Origin of the sequence: Sphingobacterium sp. UBA7855, assembly GCA_002500745.1 — a bacterium.
Lineage (GTDB): Bacteria > Bacteroidota > Bacteroidia > Sphingobacteriales > Sphingobacteriaceae > Sphingobacterium.
Genome location: DLST01000011.1, coordinates 281715 through 297573, shown reverse-complemented (window position 1 = coordinate 297573; position 15859 = coordinate 281715). Strand labels below are relative to the sequence as shown.

At 39.5% G+C, this 15859-nt stretch carries 13 protein-coding genes; 10 read left to right on the top strand and 3 right to left on the bottom strand.

What is annotated here, in order from left to right; genetic code table 11:
- Nucleotides 1–118: 118 nt before the first annotated feature.
- Together tyrS and B2107_RS09990 are read left to right on the top strand one after the other, a co-directional pair.
- On the top strand, nt 119–1318 hold the full coding sequence (gene tyrS, locus B2107_RS09995) for a tyrosine--tRNA ligase (RefSeq protein ID WP_293955489.1): 1200 nt from the start codon (nt 119–121) through the stop codon (nt 1316–1318).
- A 133-nt stretch (nt 1319–1451) separates the two neighbouring features.
- Nucleotides 1452–3212 carry an aromatic amino acid hydroxylase gene (locus tag B2107_RS09990; protein WP_293955488.1) on the top strand — a complete coding sequence of 587 codons (1761 nt, stop codon included), beginning with the start codon at nt 1452–1454 and terminating at the stop codon, nt 3210–3212.
- 110 nt (nt 3213–3322) lie between these two features.
- Here B2107_RS09990 and B2107_RS09985 read toward each other — a convergent pair whose 3' ends face one another.
- Both B2107_RS09985 and B2107_RS09980 read right to left on the bottom strand, forming a co-directional pair.
- Entirely contained in the window at nt 3323–4222 is a 900-nt protein-coding gene (locus tag B2107_RS09985) for a flavin reductase family protein (RefSeq protein ID WP_293955487.1), read from the bottom strand.
- A gap of 11 nt (nt 4223–4233) precedes the next feature.
- Nucleotides 4234–5208 carry a fumarylacetoacetate hydrolase family protein gene (locus B2107_RS09980; RefSeq protein ID WP_293955486.1) on the bottom strand — a complete coding sequence of 325 codons (975 nt, stop codon included), beginning with the start codon at nt 5206–5208 and terminating at the stop codon, nt 4234–4236.
- A 314-nt stretch (nt 5209–5522) separates the two neighbouring features.
- Between B2107_RS09980 and B2107_RS09975 the strand changes: the two genes are divergently transcribed.
- The 8 genes from B2107_RS09975 to B2107_RS09940 all read left to right on the top strand — a co-directional run bounded on the left by B2107_RS09975 (nt 5523) and on the right by B2107_RS09940 (nt 15374).
- The gene (locus B2107_RS09975) at nt 5523–6680 is read left to right on the top strand and encodes a homogentisate 1,2-dioxygenase (protein ID WP_293955485.1); all 1158 of its coding nucleotides are present in this window, start codon (nt 5523–5525) and stop codon (nt 6678–6680) included.
- A gap of 34 nt (nt 6681–6714) precedes the next feature.
- Entirely contained in the window at nt 6715–7842 is a 1128-nt protein-coding gene (hppD, locus tag B2107_RS09970) for a 4-hydroxyphenylpyruvate dioxygenase (RefSeq protein ID WP_293955484.1), read from the top strand.
- Nucleotides 7843–7855: 13 nt separating this feature from the next.
- On the top strand, nt 7856–9094 hold the full coding sequence (locus B2107_RS09965; RefSeq protein ID WP_293955483.1) for a Glu/Leu/Phe/Val dehydrogenase dimerization domain-containing protein: 1239 nt from the start codon (nt 7856–7858) through the stop codon (nt 9092–9094).
- 748 nt (nt 9095–9842) lie between these two features.
- Nucleotides 9843–10622, top strand: a complete 780-nt coding sequence (locus B2107_RS09960; RefSeq protein ID WP_293955482.1) for an N-formylglutamate amidohydrolase — start codon at nt 9843–9845, stop codon at nt 10620–10622.
- Entirely contained in the window at nt 10612–12444 is a 1833-nt protein-coding gene (locus B2107_RS09955; RefSeq protein ID WP_293955481.1) for a flavohemoglobin expression-modulating QEGLA motif protein, read from the top strand. The genes B2107_RS09960 and B2107_RS09955 overlap by 11 nt, the downstream gene beginning before the upstream one ends.
- A gap of 13 nt (nt 12445–12457) precedes the next feature.
- Complete coding sequence (locus B2107_RS09950; protein WP_293955480.1) at nt 12458–13471, top strand: glutathione synthase; 1014 nt, start codon at nt 12458–12460, stop codon at nt 13469–13471.
- Nucleotides 13472–13582: 111 nt separating this feature from the next.
- Entirely contained in the window at nt 13583–14566 is a 984-nt protein-coding gene (locus B2107_RS09945) for a lipoate--protein ligase (RefSeq protein WP_293955479.1), read from the top strand.
- A gap of 40 nt (nt 14567–14606) precedes the next feature.
- Complete coding sequence (locus tag B2107_RS09940) at nt 14607–15374, top strand: methyltransferase domain-containing protein (protein WP_293955478.1); 768 nt, start codon at nt 14607–14609, stop codon at nt 15372–15374.
- Between the two features lie 5 nt (nt 15375–15379).
- Here B2107_RS09940 and ybaK read toward each other — a convergent pair whose 3' ends face one another.
- Nucleotides 15380–15856, bottom strand: a complete 477-nt coding sequence (gene ybaK / locus B2107_RS09935) for a Cys-tRNA(Pro) deacylase (protein ID WP_293955477.1) — start codon at nt 15854–15856, stop codon at nt 15380–15382.
- Between the last annotated feature and the right edge of the window lie 3 nt (nt 15857–15859).

Below are 15859 nucleotides of genomic sequence, written 5' to 3'. Positions count from 1 at the left end.
TTATTATCGCCCGATAATCGTTCGGGACCCCTATGCCTATTAAATTAAGAAATTCAAATTATTATTTATAGCTAAGCCCGAATATAACGTTCGGGCTTTTTTTATTTTATATAACACCATGTTAAAAGAGTTAGAAGAAAATATCGAAATTATTTTACCGAAGGAGGGGCTTGCATCGAAGTTGAAGGAGGCTGAAGAAAAGAACCGACCCTTGATCATAAAACTTGGTTTCGATCCGACAGCGCCGGATCTTCATTTAGGGCACGCTGTAGTGTTAAAGAAACTACGGCAGTTTCAGCAGCTGGGACACGAAGTCGTGATCCTAGTGGGGAGTTTTACAGCTCGGATCGGCGATCCTACAGGAAAAAATAAAGCCCGTAAACCTTTATGCCAGGATGCGATAGCGCACAATGCGGCAACTTACATTGCGCAGTTGTCTAAAATTATTGATGTTTCAAAAGCGAAAATTGTTTTTAATGGAGACTGGTTGGATCAACTAAATTTTACAGAAGTTATCCAGCTGGTATCGAAAGTTACCGTCGCTCAATTGATGCAGCGGCATGATTTTAATAAGCGTTTTAACGAAAACCAATCAATAGCCATGCATGAATTGCTTTACCCGATATTGCAGGGCTTTGACTCTGTCCAAATCAAAAGTGATATCGAAATGGGGGGAACGGACCAACTGTTTAATTGCGCGATGGGCCGGCAGCTACAGGAATCTTTTGGACAGGATCCACAAATAGTGCTGTGTATGCCCTTGTTGCGCGGGCTGGACGGAAAAGAAAAAATGAGCAAATCATTAAACAATACGATCGGTCTTTTGGATGAACCGAATGAAATGTTTGGTAAAACCATGTCTATTCCCGATCACTTAATTCCAGAATATATTGATTTGACAACTGATTTCAATCAGGAAACCAAACTTGGAATAAAGACCCGTATTGAATTGGGCGAAAATCCTATGGAAATTAAGAAACTTATAGCACATAATCTTGTCGCTCAGTACCATGGCGAAGAGTTGGCTTTGACTGCAGCTGATTTTTTTGTCAAGCAATTTCAGAGCAAGAAATTGGAGGAAAAAGCTTTTGAGGAGATATCGGGTCAAACATTGCGGGAGGAGCTTGGTGAAAAAGCTAAACTGGTCGATCTGTGTCATTTCCTGAAAGGATCAACAAAGTCGGCGATCAGAAGACTGATTATCGGTGGTGCAGTTCAGATCGACTCCATAAAACTGCTCAATCCGGAATTGTCGATTGATTTAAGCCCTGGGCTTAAAATTAAATTAGGTAAAAGAACTTATTTTAAAGTTGTTTAGTAAGGTTTATGAAGGTATACTTTTGTAATATTTTGCGAAAAGCAAGAAAATGACATTGTAGTGCTTTCTTAAACCATAAATAATCTCTAACTTCATATAGAAGTCTCAAACTTTATTTTCATACCAATTATAGATGGAAACATACAATAACATAGTTTTGGAGCGATTACCCAGACATTTGAAACGCTATGTGGTAGCTCAGCGATATGAACGTTATACCGCCCTGGATCAGGCTTTGTGGCGTTATGTCATGCGTCAGAATTATTCTTTTTTGAAAGATGTAGCGTATTACCCTTATATCCCTGGATTGAAGAAAGCAGGTTTATCAATTGCGACCATACCAAACCTGCAGGATATGAACGATAGTCTAAAGTTAATTGGCTGGGGAGCTGTGACAGTGGATGGTTTTATTCCGCCAGCTGCTTTTATGGAATTTCAGGCGCATCGCGTACTGGTTATTGCAGCAGACATACGTCAATTGGAACATATCGAATATACACCAGCGCCGGATATTATCCACGAATCTTCTGGCCATGCACCTATAATAGGTGAGCCAGATTATGCTGCATACCTTCAATATTTTGGAGAAGTCGGGACAAAAGCACTTTCTTCGGGCAAAGATTTTGAACTCTACGAAGCTATTCGTTACCTATCTATTTTAAAGGAACATGCTACAACAACGGAAGTTGAGCTGGCGGAAGCAGAGAAAAATTTGCAGATCATTCAAGATAATATGGGCGAACCTTCGGAGATGGCGTTGTTGAGTAGGCTGCATTGGTGGACTGTGGAATACGGACTTATTGGAGATCTTCATAACCCAAAAATTTACGGAGCTGGCTTACTGTCATCCATTGGAGAAAGCGCAAGCTGCATGCAAGAAGATGTGCCTAAGTTGCCGTATAGTTTAAATGCGATTGAATATGCGTATGATATTACCAAACCACAGCCACAGCTATTTGTTACACCAGATTTTGAACATCTAAAAATTGTGTTGGATAAATTTGCTGATACCATGGCATTTCGAGTAGGAGGGAAACTGAGCGTTGACAAAGCCATTGATTGCCGTGCTGTATGTACGGTGCAATATAGTTCTGGCCTGCAAGTATCGGGAGTGTTTAAATTAGCCAACACAGATCAAAATCTTTCATATATTCAGACACAGGGACCCACCGCTTTGGCATTCGCGGGTAAACAACTCGAAGGACACGGTATAGATTACCATAGCGAAGGATTTGGTTCTCCAGTAGGAAATTTGAGAGGTGCAGATCAAGATCTGGAAGATTTTGATGCAGTAACATTGATTCAATACGGTATAGTTGAAGGCCAGCAGTGTCTGTTAAACTTTGCTTCGGGGATTACTGTCGTAGGAACTGTTCAACGGATTGTCCGACAATTTGACAAGATTGTTTTGATTTCATTTACGGCATGTGAAGTATACCGTAACGATGGGAAAGAAGTGTACTTTAGACCTGAATGGGGGATATATGATATGGCTGTAGGAACTGAAATTATCTCCGTCTTTGCGGGTGCTGCCGATAAGGATGCCTATGAAACCCTGGAAGAACATCCGGGGCAGGCTTCATTTTCCATGACTAACGAAACCGAAGATGTAAAGCTCGTGAATCTCCATGCTGCGATAAGGAATTTGCGAGACAAAGGATTTGATCAAGAGGCTTGGCTTTATATCTTCAATCTCCTGGGACCGGAAAATGCGGATCATTGGTTAGGTTTGGTTGAGTTATTTGAAATCGCCTGGGCGAATAATGCAGAGGAGTTAGCTCATCTGGCAGAAGTGAGACTTTTAAAATTTGTTACGCTATATCCACATTTGAAAAAACTGATTGATGATGGACTGCGTGTTGCAAAGGAGGAAGCTCTTTTAAATAATCAATGAAAAATAGTTCTTCCAAAGGTCTAAATTCAATCTTTGGAGCAATATAATAGGATCCAAAAAATAGGACTATCCAAAAGTTTGAAAGTCCTATTTTTTTGCGCTTACTTAAATTATCCCATTAATAAAATTTGCCAGGCTTTATCGAGCTGGCCTGCATCCAATAGCTGTGCAGCATATTCATGAACTTTCTGGCTAAATTTCGATGGGCTGTCTTCAAAATTTAGCTTCAGGTAGTTTAAATACTTATCTGCTGGCTGTATATCTTTTAATGTGGGTAGTGTTTCAACATTGGCCAACAATCCCAGGTGATTTCCGGTCAATACGGTAGAAAATCTAATTTTTTCTGGAAGTTGATCTATGCCAATTCCCAAACTACGGAGGGGTTTTGGTACAATAAATAGATTTTCATCAGTGACGCGGCAGTACCAGTCACCACCCAGTCTTGCCACAAGGTCCAAATCTTTTTGTTGAATGGTATTGTCTTTGCCCAATAAGTGTTTGTGGATATGCATATAGAGGATCTCGGCAATAACAAGATTACCAGCCCCCGGTTCATCGCTTAAAGCGACGATTTCTCTAACCCGACATTCCAGCTGAACTGGAGATTCGGCTACCCGTGGTGGCGCAACATGCATAGAAGGGACAGCAGTAAAACCCGACTTATCGAATTCATTTATTTCCTTCCCATATTCGGTGCTGGCAAGAGATTGCTGCTGCACCATATCGTAGTTGACAATATTGATGACGACTTCCTTAACTTGCTGTATATTATCCAATGTATGCTTCGTACTGCCATCGCGCATCCGCCGCAGTGGCGAAAAAACGCAGATAGGCGGCTGATGCGACATCAGGTTGAAATAACTAAAAGGACTTAAGTTGACTTGTCCATTGCGATCTATCGTGCTCGCAAAACAAATTGGACGCGGTGCAATAGCATATTTGATTAAATTATCGATGATGGCTTTGTCCGCTACAGACTCAAAGGTTATGGTTTCGAAAGATGGCTTCATATTCGCTAGATTTATGAATGGTGTAAAGCAATAGAATTGGAAAGTTTTCCGAGTGCGGTGATCTCCAATTCAATCTCATCGCCAAGGTTAAGCCATTGATCTTCGTGGTTAGGATTCGCTATGCGTGCAGTGCCATTGAGTTCGAGAAAGCAACCTGTCCCAACAGTACCTGAACCGATCACATCACCGGGGAAGATCTGTACACCATAAGAAACCCGCTCAATAATTTCTGCAAAAGTCCAGTGCATGCTCGCAAAATTACCAGCTGAAACCTGTCGGCCGTTTACTTTACAAGTCATATCGAGATCATAACAGTTGCCAATATGCCCCTTGGCTGGTTGAATTTTATAAGGCTCCAATTCATCTTTGGTAACTAACCAAGGTCCAATTGCTGTCGCAAAATCTTTGCCTTTGGCTGGTCCTAAACTCAATTTCATCTCTTCCATCTGCAGTTTTCTTGCACTAAAATCATTCATGATCATGAATCCGGCGATATACTCATCTGCCTTGGCCGCAGGAATGTTGATTCCTGTTTTATTGATGACGATAGCGATCTCAAGTTCGAAATCAAGTTGATATAAATGTAAGGGCATGCAGTGAATAGGCCCAGGACCTTGGATTGCCTGATGATTTGAAAAATAGAAAACAGGAAATTTATCAAATTCGGGGATCATTTCGAGTCCGCGGTTTCTTCTTGATGTTTCCACATGCTGACGAAATGCGTAGGCATCTCTAAAAGAGGCTGGATGAGGTACTGGAGCGATAAGCTGTGTGTCCTGTAAGGGATGATAAGATCTTTTGATCGTTCCCCGGGCCAAAGCACGCTCGAATTCCTGTAGCTTACCCATGGCTTTTTCTTCACCTTTTAGGAAATCAGACATATTTTTTGGAAGGGTTTGATCGATTGCTGAGCAACGATAACATCGGTCGTTTATGACAATCCCCAATTCCTCCTTACCTTCCCAAATGCAGGTGACAATTCTCATATATTGTGTGTTCTATTTGGTTATTTAATGTTGTGAGCATTTGACACAAATATATCGTATAAGATTTGAAAAAAATATTTCTTCTCTTATAAATAGAAAAATATGCTTAACTTTATTAAAGAATTATAAACTAAAAAAATGATCAATCGTGGCGTAAATCGCTTTTCGTTCTCCATGCCCTATATTGCTTTTAATAGAGCAATTATAGCTGATATCGTTTTCGCACAATACTAACCTTCTCTCATGCACTTGCCAATAGTTCTATTGGTGCCTAGATATTCAATTAATTTTATAACCGTTTAAATCGTAGTATTATGCCATTTTATGTAAAACAAGGGCAAATTCCAATACAGCGACATACTGTTTTTAGAAAGCCCGATAATACGCTTTATGCTGAGGAACTCGTATCCACCCATGGATTTTCCAGTCTTTATTCTTTGGTGTATCATTGCCATCCGCCTACATTGGTCAAGCAAATCAGGGAGCCTTACGATGTATCACCCAAGATCGCCCGGGATAAACATCTTAAGCATACCAGCTTAAAAGGGTTTCAGGTACAGGCCAAAGATGATTATCTCGAAAGCCGAACACCCGTGCTGGTTAATCAGGACCTGCACATATCCTTGGCAGCTCCTCGTCGGTCCATGGATGACTACTTCTATAAAAATAGTCAGGCAGATGAGATTGTTTTTATTCATCAAGGGATCGGAAGATTAAAAACTGGATATGGAAATATCCCATTTAAATATGGTGATTATTTAGTTATTCCCCGGGGAACGATTTATCAAATGGAATTTGAGCAGAAAGATAACCGGTTGTTTATCGTTGAATCGTTTTCTCCTGTGCGTACACCAAAACGGTATCGCAATGAATTTGGTCAATTGATGGAGCACGCTCCCTTTTTTGAACGCGATATTCGAGTACCTCAAAATTTGGAAACCTTTGATGAATTGGGTGATTTCGAAGTGAAAATCAAGAAACAGGGGATGATTTATCCGTATGTCTACGGAAGTCATCCGTTTGATTTTATTGGCTGGGACGGCTATCATTTTCCCTGGGCCTTTTCGATCCATGATTTTATGCCGATAACGGGTAAACTACATCAGCCACCACCTGTCCACCAGACCTTTGAGACTGACAACTTTGTACTATGTAGCTTTTGTCCACGGCTGTATGATTATCATCCAAATTCGATTCCTGCACCGTATAATCACAGCAATGTAGATTCGGATGAAGTACTGTACTACGTCGATGGTGATTTTATGAGCAGAAAGTCGGTTGAAAGAGGACAGATTACACTGCATCCCGGTGGTATACCGCATGGACCTCATCCAGGGACAGTGGAAAAAAGTATCGGACAGGTTAAAACCGAAGAGCTGGCTGTGATGATCGATCCTTTTCGACCATTGATGCTGACAGAAGAAGCGCTCAGTATAGAAGATCCAGATTATTATAAGTCTTGGATGAGTTAGATTAATAAAAAGAAGAGTAACCTTTATATAAATTATGGCAAATACATTTGCAGAAAAGATTGCCCAAGCGCAAGATTTTCTACCTATCAATGGAACCGATTATATTGAATTTTATGTTGGTAATGCGAAGCAAGCGGCGCATTACTACAAGACCGCATTTGGCTTCCAGTCGGATGCTTATGCCGGACCTGAAACAGGAGTTCGAGATCGGGTATCCTATGTGCTCAAACAGAATAAAATACGTTTGGTGCTCACCACGGCGCTGAAATCTGATCATCCCATCGCAGAACATGTTAAAAAACACGGTGATGGCGTTAAAATATTAGCGCTTTGGGTAGATGACGCCCGAAAATCTTTTGAAGAAACAACAAAAAGAGGAGCAAAGGTATATCAGGAACCACAGCTTATGAAGGATGAAAATGGGGAAGTCTGGACTGCCGGTATCTATACCTATGGCGAAACGGTCCATCTATTTGTCGAACGGCGGAATTATTCCGGTACATTTATGCCGGGATATGAAAAATGGGAAAGTGATTACAATCCAAGTGAGACAGGTCTGCTTTATGTCGACCATTGTGTTGGTAATGTCGGATGGAATAAGATGAACGAAACAGTGAAATGGTATCAGGATGTCATGGGTTTCGTCAACATCCTGTCTTTCGATGACAAGCAGATTAATACCGAGTATTCCGCGCTAATGAGTAAAGTGATGAGCAATGGAAATGGCTATGTCAAGTTCCCGATTAACGAGCCTGCTGAAGGGAAAAAGAAGTCGCAGATTGAAGAATACCTTGAGTTTTATGAGGGAGAAGGCGTACAGCACGCTGCGTTGGCAACGAGAGATATCGTTGCTACGGTGAAAGCACTTAAAGCAAGAGGAGTAGAGTTTTTGGGTGCCCCACCCGAAGCCTATTACGATATGTTGCCCGAGCGAGTTGGAAAAATTGATGAAGAAATACGGATCATTCAAGAACTTGGAATTCTGGTCGATCGTGACGAAGAGGGGTATTTGCTGCAGATTTTCACGAAGCCTGTAGAAGATAGGCCAACTTTATTTTATGAGATCATCCAGCGAAAAGGGGCACAAAGCTTTGGAGCAGGAAATTTCAAGGCCCTTTTTGAAGCGATAGAACGTGAACAGGAACGTCGAGGAAATTTATAGTAGTATGGGAGAGATGAAAGAGTTATTACGGGCGTTTGAGCATAAAAGCCCCGAAATTGTTTTCGAATGGAAAGATAGCGAGACGGATGCAAGAGGATGGATTGTGATCAATTCTTTGCGTGGGGGGGCTGCTGGTGGTGGAACAAGGATGCGAGCTGGATTGGATAGGCATGAGGTAGAATCTCTGGCCAAAACAATGGAGGTTAAGTTTACGGTATCGGGCCCTGCAATTGGTGGAGCAAAATCGGGCATTGATTTCGACCCACACGACCCAAGGAAAAACGAAGTATTAGAACGTTGGTTTAAGGTTGTCACACCGCTATTGAAGAATTATTATGGGACAGGTGGGGACCTGAACATAGACGAAATTCATGATGTCATTCCATTGACGGAAGAATATGGACTGTGGCATCCACAAGAAGGAATCTTGAATGGACACTTTAAGGTGAATGAAAGCAATCGCATTCACCAAATTGGACAATTGCGCTATGGGGTTTCCAAAGTATTGGAGGACAGTTCCTACAGTCCAGATCTGAAACGAAAGTACAAAGTGGCAGATATGATCACTGGTTATGGCGTGTCAGAGTCAATTCGCCACTACTACGAGCTTTTTGGATCGCATTGTGCTGGAAAGCGTGCGGTGATTCAGGGCTGGGGAAATGTTGCTGCCGCAGCAGCATTTTATCTGTCGAAACTAGGGGTTAAAGTCGTCGGAATAATCGATCGTGCTGGTGGATTGATCAATCCGGAAGGCTTTGATGAGGTAGCTATCACTCGCTTGTTTTTAGAACGGAAAGGTAATGAACTTCATGCAGCAAACTTGATCCCTTTTGATCAGATACAAAAACAGATTTGGAATTTACAAACAGATATTTTCGTGCCCGCCGCCGCTTCGCGATTAGTTTCGAAAGATCAGATTGAACATCTGATAGATCACGGACTTGAGGTAATTGCTTGCGGTGCGAATGTTCCATTTGCTGATCAGGAAATATTTTATGGACCTGTTATGGAGTTTGCTGACCAGCATGTTGCAGTTATACCAGATTTTATTGCCAATTGTGGCATGGCGAGAGTATTTGCCTATTTAATGCAACGCAATATCGAAATTAGTGATGATGCAATTTTTTCGGATGTTTCTAAAGTGATTTTTGAAGCACTCAAAAAAATCAAGGCATTTTCTCCGCAAAAGACTCATGTTTCGTCAAGAGCCTACGAAATTGCCCTGAAGCAATTGGTGGAAACGGTCAACTGAATATAAGCCGACGGTTTTTTATATTATATAGTGTACAACTATAAAAAAAACACTTGAAGCGGGGAACTTCAAGTGTTTCTAACTAACCAATTATTAACCTAAATTTATGAATGCTTAAAACAGTACAAAGGCTGTGCCAAAAAACATTTTCTTTATGTGATGGTACTCGCCATTCAAATGTGACATAATGAAAGTAAATTAATAAATCTGGTCGCTGTGATATGTGCTGTCTTTTATTATTTTCAATAAATGGATAAAATAGAAACTCCTGAAGCTGGGAGCTAACAGGAGTTTTCCTAACCAATTATTAACCTAAATTTATGAAAAGTACTTATATAACGTAGTATCTTCAAAAAATGTTTCCATTTCATATCCTTTATTTCAAATTTTAACATTTTTTAATAATTAAGAGCGGAATTCAACAAACAATCATATTTTCTATAAGATCTCCTTCTAGAAATAAAAAACCTGTTAGTGGGTATACTAACAGGTTTTTTATAAACTAACTAAATTATTAACCTAACTTTATGAAACTACTATTTTTTATTCAAGAAAGATGCCAACACTTTGTATAGAACCCGCCGTTTAACGATTTTTAACATGCACTTACTTGAGTAATGAGAAAGGTTTCTGATTATAGCGGTAATCCGTTTTATTTTCAAACTTTTTTTTGGTCATAGCTGTTAATTTAACACAGGGGGCTATCAATCAATATGGCCTTGTTTTCATAAACTACAAAAAAAAGTCTATGTCACTAACATACCGTTATCAATTTGAAAATAAAGAAAGTCCATTTTGGGCTTTTGCAATACATGATGGTCATCACGTCGACGATAATATACTACTCAATTTTAATATTTCTGAAGAGGAGCGATTACGGGAGGAGGATCCTTACACGGCTCTTTTGGCGGAGTTACCTTTCAATAGGTTCGTGTCTGGAACGTCTAGGTTTCAATTAGACTTGAACCGAAAGCGAGAAGATGCTATTTATCTTAAACCTGAGCAATCTTGGGGCTTGCGTGTTTGGCGAGCAGCATTGCCACAGGGGCAGATAAATGAGTTATATGCGATTTATGACCGTGTGTATGCAGATGTATGTCAGCATATTCAGCATACTATTGATCGTTATGGTTATTTTGTCATCTATGATATTCATAGCTACAACATGCGGCGCGAAGGACCTGAAGCAATCTTGAACACTGCTACCGATCCACAAATCAATTTAGGTACGCAACATAATCACCAAAAATGGAGAGAATTGACTGATCAGTTATTAAAAGTATTACAAACTGGAAAAGATGGGCAAGTTTACGACGTGCGTGAGAATGTGAAATTTAAAGGTGGTTTTCTTTCTGCGTACTTGAATAGTAAGTTTGGCGATAAAGGCTGTATTTTTTCGATAGAATTTAGGAAAGATTTTATGGATGAGTGGACGGGGGAAGTTTTTCCACAAAAACTACAGGAATATAAGCAACTTCTTTTGCAAAGTATAGAAACACTGGAAAATTATTTTGCCTATGAAAGATAATGCGAAACAACTTGCTGGCATTTTAAAAATGATCAAAAACAAGGAAGTTTTTCACGCACAAATTCCGTCTAAGAATAAATTGGTATTCAATCAAATCGTTCCTTATCTATTTTTATACCGACAGTTTTTGAGTCCAGATCCCATGCTTGCAGAGTTGGTCAAGTCAGAACCAGCTTATTTTAAAGTAAGAGATGAGCGGATGAATGTTTCTGAATGGATTGCACCTATACTAAACAAACTCGTAGAGGAGTTTGGTGCTTGTCTAATCATTGAAGTCTGGGCATCAGATCCTGGGCAGGAAGAGGATATTTTAATCCACATTGCCCGTAAAAACGTGCAGTCGATTGCTCAATATTTAGTAAAGCAACTGACTACTGAAGAGTCGATTTCCAAAGTAGAAATACTGACGGAATCAAAAACGAATGCAACGCAGAGTCTGTCACCGTCAAGTATTCAATTGGATAATCTAAACACAAATATATTTTACATGGGGCTTGAGGTAAAACCTAAGTATCTATTAGGAGTAGATCAGCAGATTTTACCGATCGATCTGCGCCATTTCCGTGAAGCCATATCTAGAAGCTTGTCTAAAACATTCTTTGAGTTCATTCGTATACATACATTATCGAAACCTACTGCATTTAAAATCAGCCAGCCAAAAAAGATGCTTCCTTTAGCATGGGAAATTGATCAGAAATTGGCTCGAGAGAGCCAAAGATTTGATTTTTTGCTGTTGATTACTCCGACAAATTCTTACGATGCTTGGCAACAATTTAAGAAAGGGAATTATCGAAAAACACCTGTATTCCGCTATAGGCCCATGCCTATCGATCCAGATATTATTAAAAGGAATCTTTATAATTTGCATATAGAAGATTTATTTGATCCCTCCATGGCCTATTTATTTCGTGATAAACGAAAAGAGCTCGACCAGATGATGACAATGCTGAGTGAGCGTGGAAAAGAGGGGTTCTTGCTCGGAAGTATGCAAGTTTTTGGTACAGTTAATGAGAAATTATTGGAAAAAGCACAAGCAATCCTAACGATTACCACAACTGATCGAGAAGTGAGGACAAAAGACGAAGACATTGTTTACGCTGAGGAATTCGCCAAGCTGGCTCAGGAGGAATTGGATTATTTGAAAAGCCAAGATCCAAACTTTGGAACGACAGTAAGACTTCGCGATGACATCTACGGTGTGATGGTCAACCAAGGTGTGCTCAACATAAGCAAGCAGTACAGTTTACCACGTAATAGGGTAAAGGCACTCATACAGCATGAAGTTGGAACACACATTGTCACCTACTATAATGGGAAACAGCAACCTTTCAGCCTTTTTAGACTTGGAGTTCCTGGTTATGAAAAACTTCAGGAAGGTCTCGCTGTGCTCGCCGAATATTTAGTCGGAGGGCTGACCAATAATAGATTGCGTATCCTAGCTGGAAGAGTTATTGCTGTGCATCATATGCAGCAAGGCAATTCATTTATTGATACGTTCTCACTTCTAGTAGACAAGTACCAATTTTTGCACGAAACTGCTTTCCAAATGACAATGCGAGTCTATAGAAGTGGTGGGCTTACAAAAGATGCATTGTACTTGAGTGGATTAATAGAATTGACCAATTATATCAAAAGCGGAAGGGAAGTTGCACTTTTAACTATGGGCAAAATCCGTGAAGATTATATACCAATTGTCGAGGAGCTCACTTTAAAAGGGGTCTTGAAGTCTCCAATTTTAACCCCGAGATACTTAATGGCTCCCTATAGGGATGCCTTGTTAAATCTCAAAAAGAATAACGGAATATTCCAAATGATTCAATAATCGAATTTTGTATATGAAGATAGCATTCGTGATCAACCAAACCCACAAAGAAACTGCGCGTTTTACGACTACTCTTTTGGCATTGAAGGCCCATCAAATGGGACATGAAGTTTATTATATTGGCCTGGCCGATTTCTACTACGAGTCGGCATATATTGCTGCCCATGTGCGAAAAGTAATGCCTAATCAGATGCTGACATCTGCTGACCGTTTCATGGAGGTATTACGAGAAACGGAAAAAACTAAAATGTCTTTGGAGGAGATGGACGTAGTTTGGCTAAGATTTGATCCAGTATTGGATATGGTAAGCAGACCTTGGGCGGCAGCTTCCGCACTGCAATTTGCGTCTTTCCTAAAAGCGAAAGGAGTATTGGTCATCAACGATCCAGATAGCCTTGGTAGAGCCAGTAATAAGTTGTATTTAGAAGAGTTCGATGAATCTATTCGTCCTAAAACTATTGTAACACGAAATTATGCGGACGTGGTACGATTTTTTGAACAACAGAACAGGCTAATAATTTTAAAACCTTTAAAAGGTTCGGGTGGCAAAAATGTGTTTTTGATCAATAAAGATAATCAGCAAAATCTAAAACAAACCGTAGATGCTATTGCGCGAGATGGTTATGTAATTGGTCAAGAATACCTGCCGGAAGCTGCGCATGGCGACATAAGGTTCTTTTTGCTAAATGGAGAGCCTATTTTGATCAATGGTAAATTTGCTGCTGTTCATCGGGTACAACAGGGCGATGAGATACGGAGTAATGTTCATCAAGGAGCAACGACGCAAGGTGCCGTTATTTCAGCGGAACTATTGGGGATGGTCGAAAAAATAAAAGACAAATTGATCCGGGATGGGATGTGTTTTGTTGGTCTAGATGTGGTTGGTAATCGTATTATGGAAATTAATGTATTTAGTCCAGGTGCGTTATGTCAGGCGGAAGAAATATTAAAGGAGGATTTCTCAGGTTTTATTATTAATAAACTGGAGGAAAAGGTGGCAATCAGCAAAAAAGTATCACTTAAATAAATTGGTTGTATGAGCAACGCGAGGGAATATTGTTAGATAGATTTGAGATAATTATGGATTTGAGATGAAGAACCTTGGTTAATTTATTTTTATTTTTGAAAAAAGAAAAATATGCTAATTATAGAATCTCCGTCTGACGATGCTTATTTTAACATCGCTTCCGAAGAATATTTATTGGGTAAATATCCTAAAGAAGATATCTTTCTAATCTATATAAATGCTCCCTCAATTATAGTAGGTAAGTTCCAAAATACGCTTGCAGAAATAAATCTTGATTACGTTAACGACAATAATATTAAGGTTGTTAGACGAATGTCAGGTGGAGGTGCTGTTTATCATGATGCTGGAAATCTTAATTTTTCGTTTCACACCTTATTGGAGAATCATGATTTTATGGACTTTTCAACCTTTACCCAGCCAATTATTTCGCTACTGAATCAATTGCATATACCTGCAAAATTGGAAGGAAGAAATGACCTGTTGGTCGACGGGAAAAAATTTAGCGGAAATGCTAAATTGGCCAAAAATGGCAAAATGATTCAACATGGCACCATATTGATCGATTCACAGATGCAGGTGCTAAGTGATGCTTTGAAAGTCAATCCATTGAAATTTGTCGATAAAGCTGTAAAATCTAATCGCGCACGCGTAACGAATTTAATTGGATATTTGCCTACTGGTTTTACAACTGCTCATTTTAAAGAATTGCTTATTGAGGAAATGAAAATGGAGAACCCACAAGCTAAAATTAGCACGTTTTCTCCTCTGGATATTGAAAATATTGAAAAGCTGATCAAAGAAAAATACGAAACATGGGACTGGAATTTTGGTTTTTCTCCAAATTACAATTTTAAAAAAGCAATTAAGATTCCTGCGGGATTTATCGAATTACACCTGGATGTACATAAAGGATATATTGAACGCGCTAAAATTTTTGGAGATTTTTTTGCATCGAAATCGATCCATGAAATTGAAAGTTTATTGGTTGGAAGAAAGCATGAATTGGAGGATATTGATCTTTTGTTACAATCCGTCGATCTGACCGCTTATTTTGGTCAGGTCGATGTTGCTGAAATTCTCGCTTTGTTTAAATAGAAAATATCGTATTGCCCTATAAATATAATAAAAAAACAATATGTCTTGGAATCCGGACAACTATAATCAATTTAAAGAAATTCGCTTTAAACCATTTTATGATTTGGCCGAGCTTATCGTTGGAGATACCATACTTAATGCCGTAGATTTGGGTTGCGGTACCGGGGAACAAACAGCTATTCTAAGTGAAAAATTAGCTGAAGCAGATTTTCTTGGGATAGATTCTTCAGCAGAAATGCTTTCTGGAAGCCATCAACTTGAAACTGAACGTTTAAAATTTAGACAAAGTTCAGTCGAAAAATTCCTTAATGAGCCAAGGACCTGGGATCTTATTTTTAGCAATGCTGCCTTACAATGGCTGGAAAACCATCAGGCTCTTTTCCCTCAACTGATTTCCAAATTAAATGCTGGCGGACAATTAGCAGTGCAGATGCCTTATCAGCCAGAAAATATCTTAAATAAGATGTTATTTGAACTAGGGAACGAGGAGCCTTTTTGTACGTATCTAAATGATTGGAATAGGTCATCGTCAGTATTGGATATTGATGCCTACGCAAAGCTGCTGTTTGAAAATGGCGTGGATCAATTAGATCTTTCGCTCCGCGTGTATCCTTTAATTGCTACTGACGCTGATACGCTTTACAGCTTCATTGCAGGCTCAGCTTTGATTCCCTATCTTGAAAGATTAGCAGAAGATAAGAAGGTACTGTTTATTGATGAGTTCAAAACTCGAATCAATAAACATTTTTCAAAATTTCCGGCTATTTACTCTTTCAAACGCATACTATTATACGGGCGTAAAAAGTAAGTCTATTATAAACTAATCAGATCCGCCCAGTGGGCATGAACAATGCAAGCGAAATCCAGCGGATTTAATACCATCTGAAGACCTCTTTTTCCTGCGCTTACTGAAATATGATTTTCTAGTTGAGCGGCTTCTTCAATGAATGTTGGAAATTGCTTTTTCATTCCAATGGGAGAGCAGCCTCCGCGAATATAGCCCGTGACCGATAAGAGATCTTTCATAAGAAGCATCTCACAATTTTTATTGCCTGAAGCTTTTGCTATTTTTTTTAAATCAAGATGCGCATTGCCAGGGATGACTGCCACAATGTAAGGGTCTTTGTTTCCTTTTAGAACCAAAGTCTTGTATAATGTTTCAAGTGATAAACCTAAGGTTTTGGCAACATGCTCGGCACTGACGTCCTGCTCATCAACTTCGTATTCTCGTAGTTCATAAGGTATTCCAGCGGTGTCCAGCAGGCGAACGGCATTTGTTTTACTGGACATAGA

What these genes read in the sequence shown, in the direction of transcription:
- tyrS (WP_293955489.1), top strand. Translation starts at nt 119, where the DNA reads ATGTTAAAAGAGTTAGAAGAAAATATCGAAATTATTTTACCGAAGGAG.
- B2107_RS09990 (WP_293955488.1), top strand. Translation starts at nt 1,452, where the DNA reads ATGGAAACATACAATAACATAGTTTTGGAGCGATTACCCAGACATTTG.
- B2107_RS09985 (WP_293955487.1), bottom strand. Translation starts at nt 4,222, where the DNA reads ATGAAGCCATCTTTCGAAACCATAACCTTTGAGTCTGTAGCGGACAAA.
- B2107_RS09980 (WP_293955486.1), bottom strand. Translation starts at nt 5,208, where the DNA reads ATGAGAATTGTCACCTGCATTTGGGAAGGTAAGGAGGAATTGGGGATT.
- B2107_RS09975 (WP_293955485.1), top strand. Translation starts at nt 5,523, where the DNA reads ATGCCATTTTATGTAAAACAAGGGCAAATTCCAATACAGCGACATACT.
- hppD (WP_293955484.1), top strand. Translation starts at nt 6,715, where the DNA reads ATGGCAAATACATTTGCAGAAAAGATTGCCCAAGCGCAAGATTTTCTA.
- B2107_RS09965 (WP_293955483.1), top strand. Translation starts at nt 7,856, where the DNA reads ATGAAAGAGTTATTACGGGCGTTTGAGCATAAAAGCCCCGAAATTGTT.
- B2107_RS09960 (WP_293955482.1), top strand. Translation starts at nt 9,843, where the DNA reads ATGTCACTAACATACCGTTATCAATTTGAAAATAAAGAAAGTCCATTT.
- B2107_RS09955 (WP_293955481.1), top strand. Translation starts at nt 10,612, where the DNA reads ATGAAAGATAATGCGAAACAACTTGCTGGCATTTTAAAAATGATCAAA.
- B2107_RS09950 (WP_293955480.1), top strand. Translation starts at nt 12,458, where the DNA reads ATGAAGATAGCATTCGTGATCAACCAAACCCACAAAGAAACTGCGCGT.
- B2107_RS09945 (WP_293955479.1), top strand. Translation starts at nt 13,583, where the DNA reads ATGCTAATTATAGAATCTCCGTCTGACGATGCTTATTTTAACATCGCT.
- B2107_RS09940 (WP_293955478.1), top strand. Translation starts at nt 14,607, where the DNA reads ATGTCTTGGAATCCGGACAACTATAATCAATTTAAAGAAATTCGCTTT.
- ybaK (WP_293955477.1), bottom strand. Translation starts at nt 15,856, where the DNA reads ATGTCCAGTAAAACAAATGCCGTTCGCCTGCTGGACACCGCTGGAATA.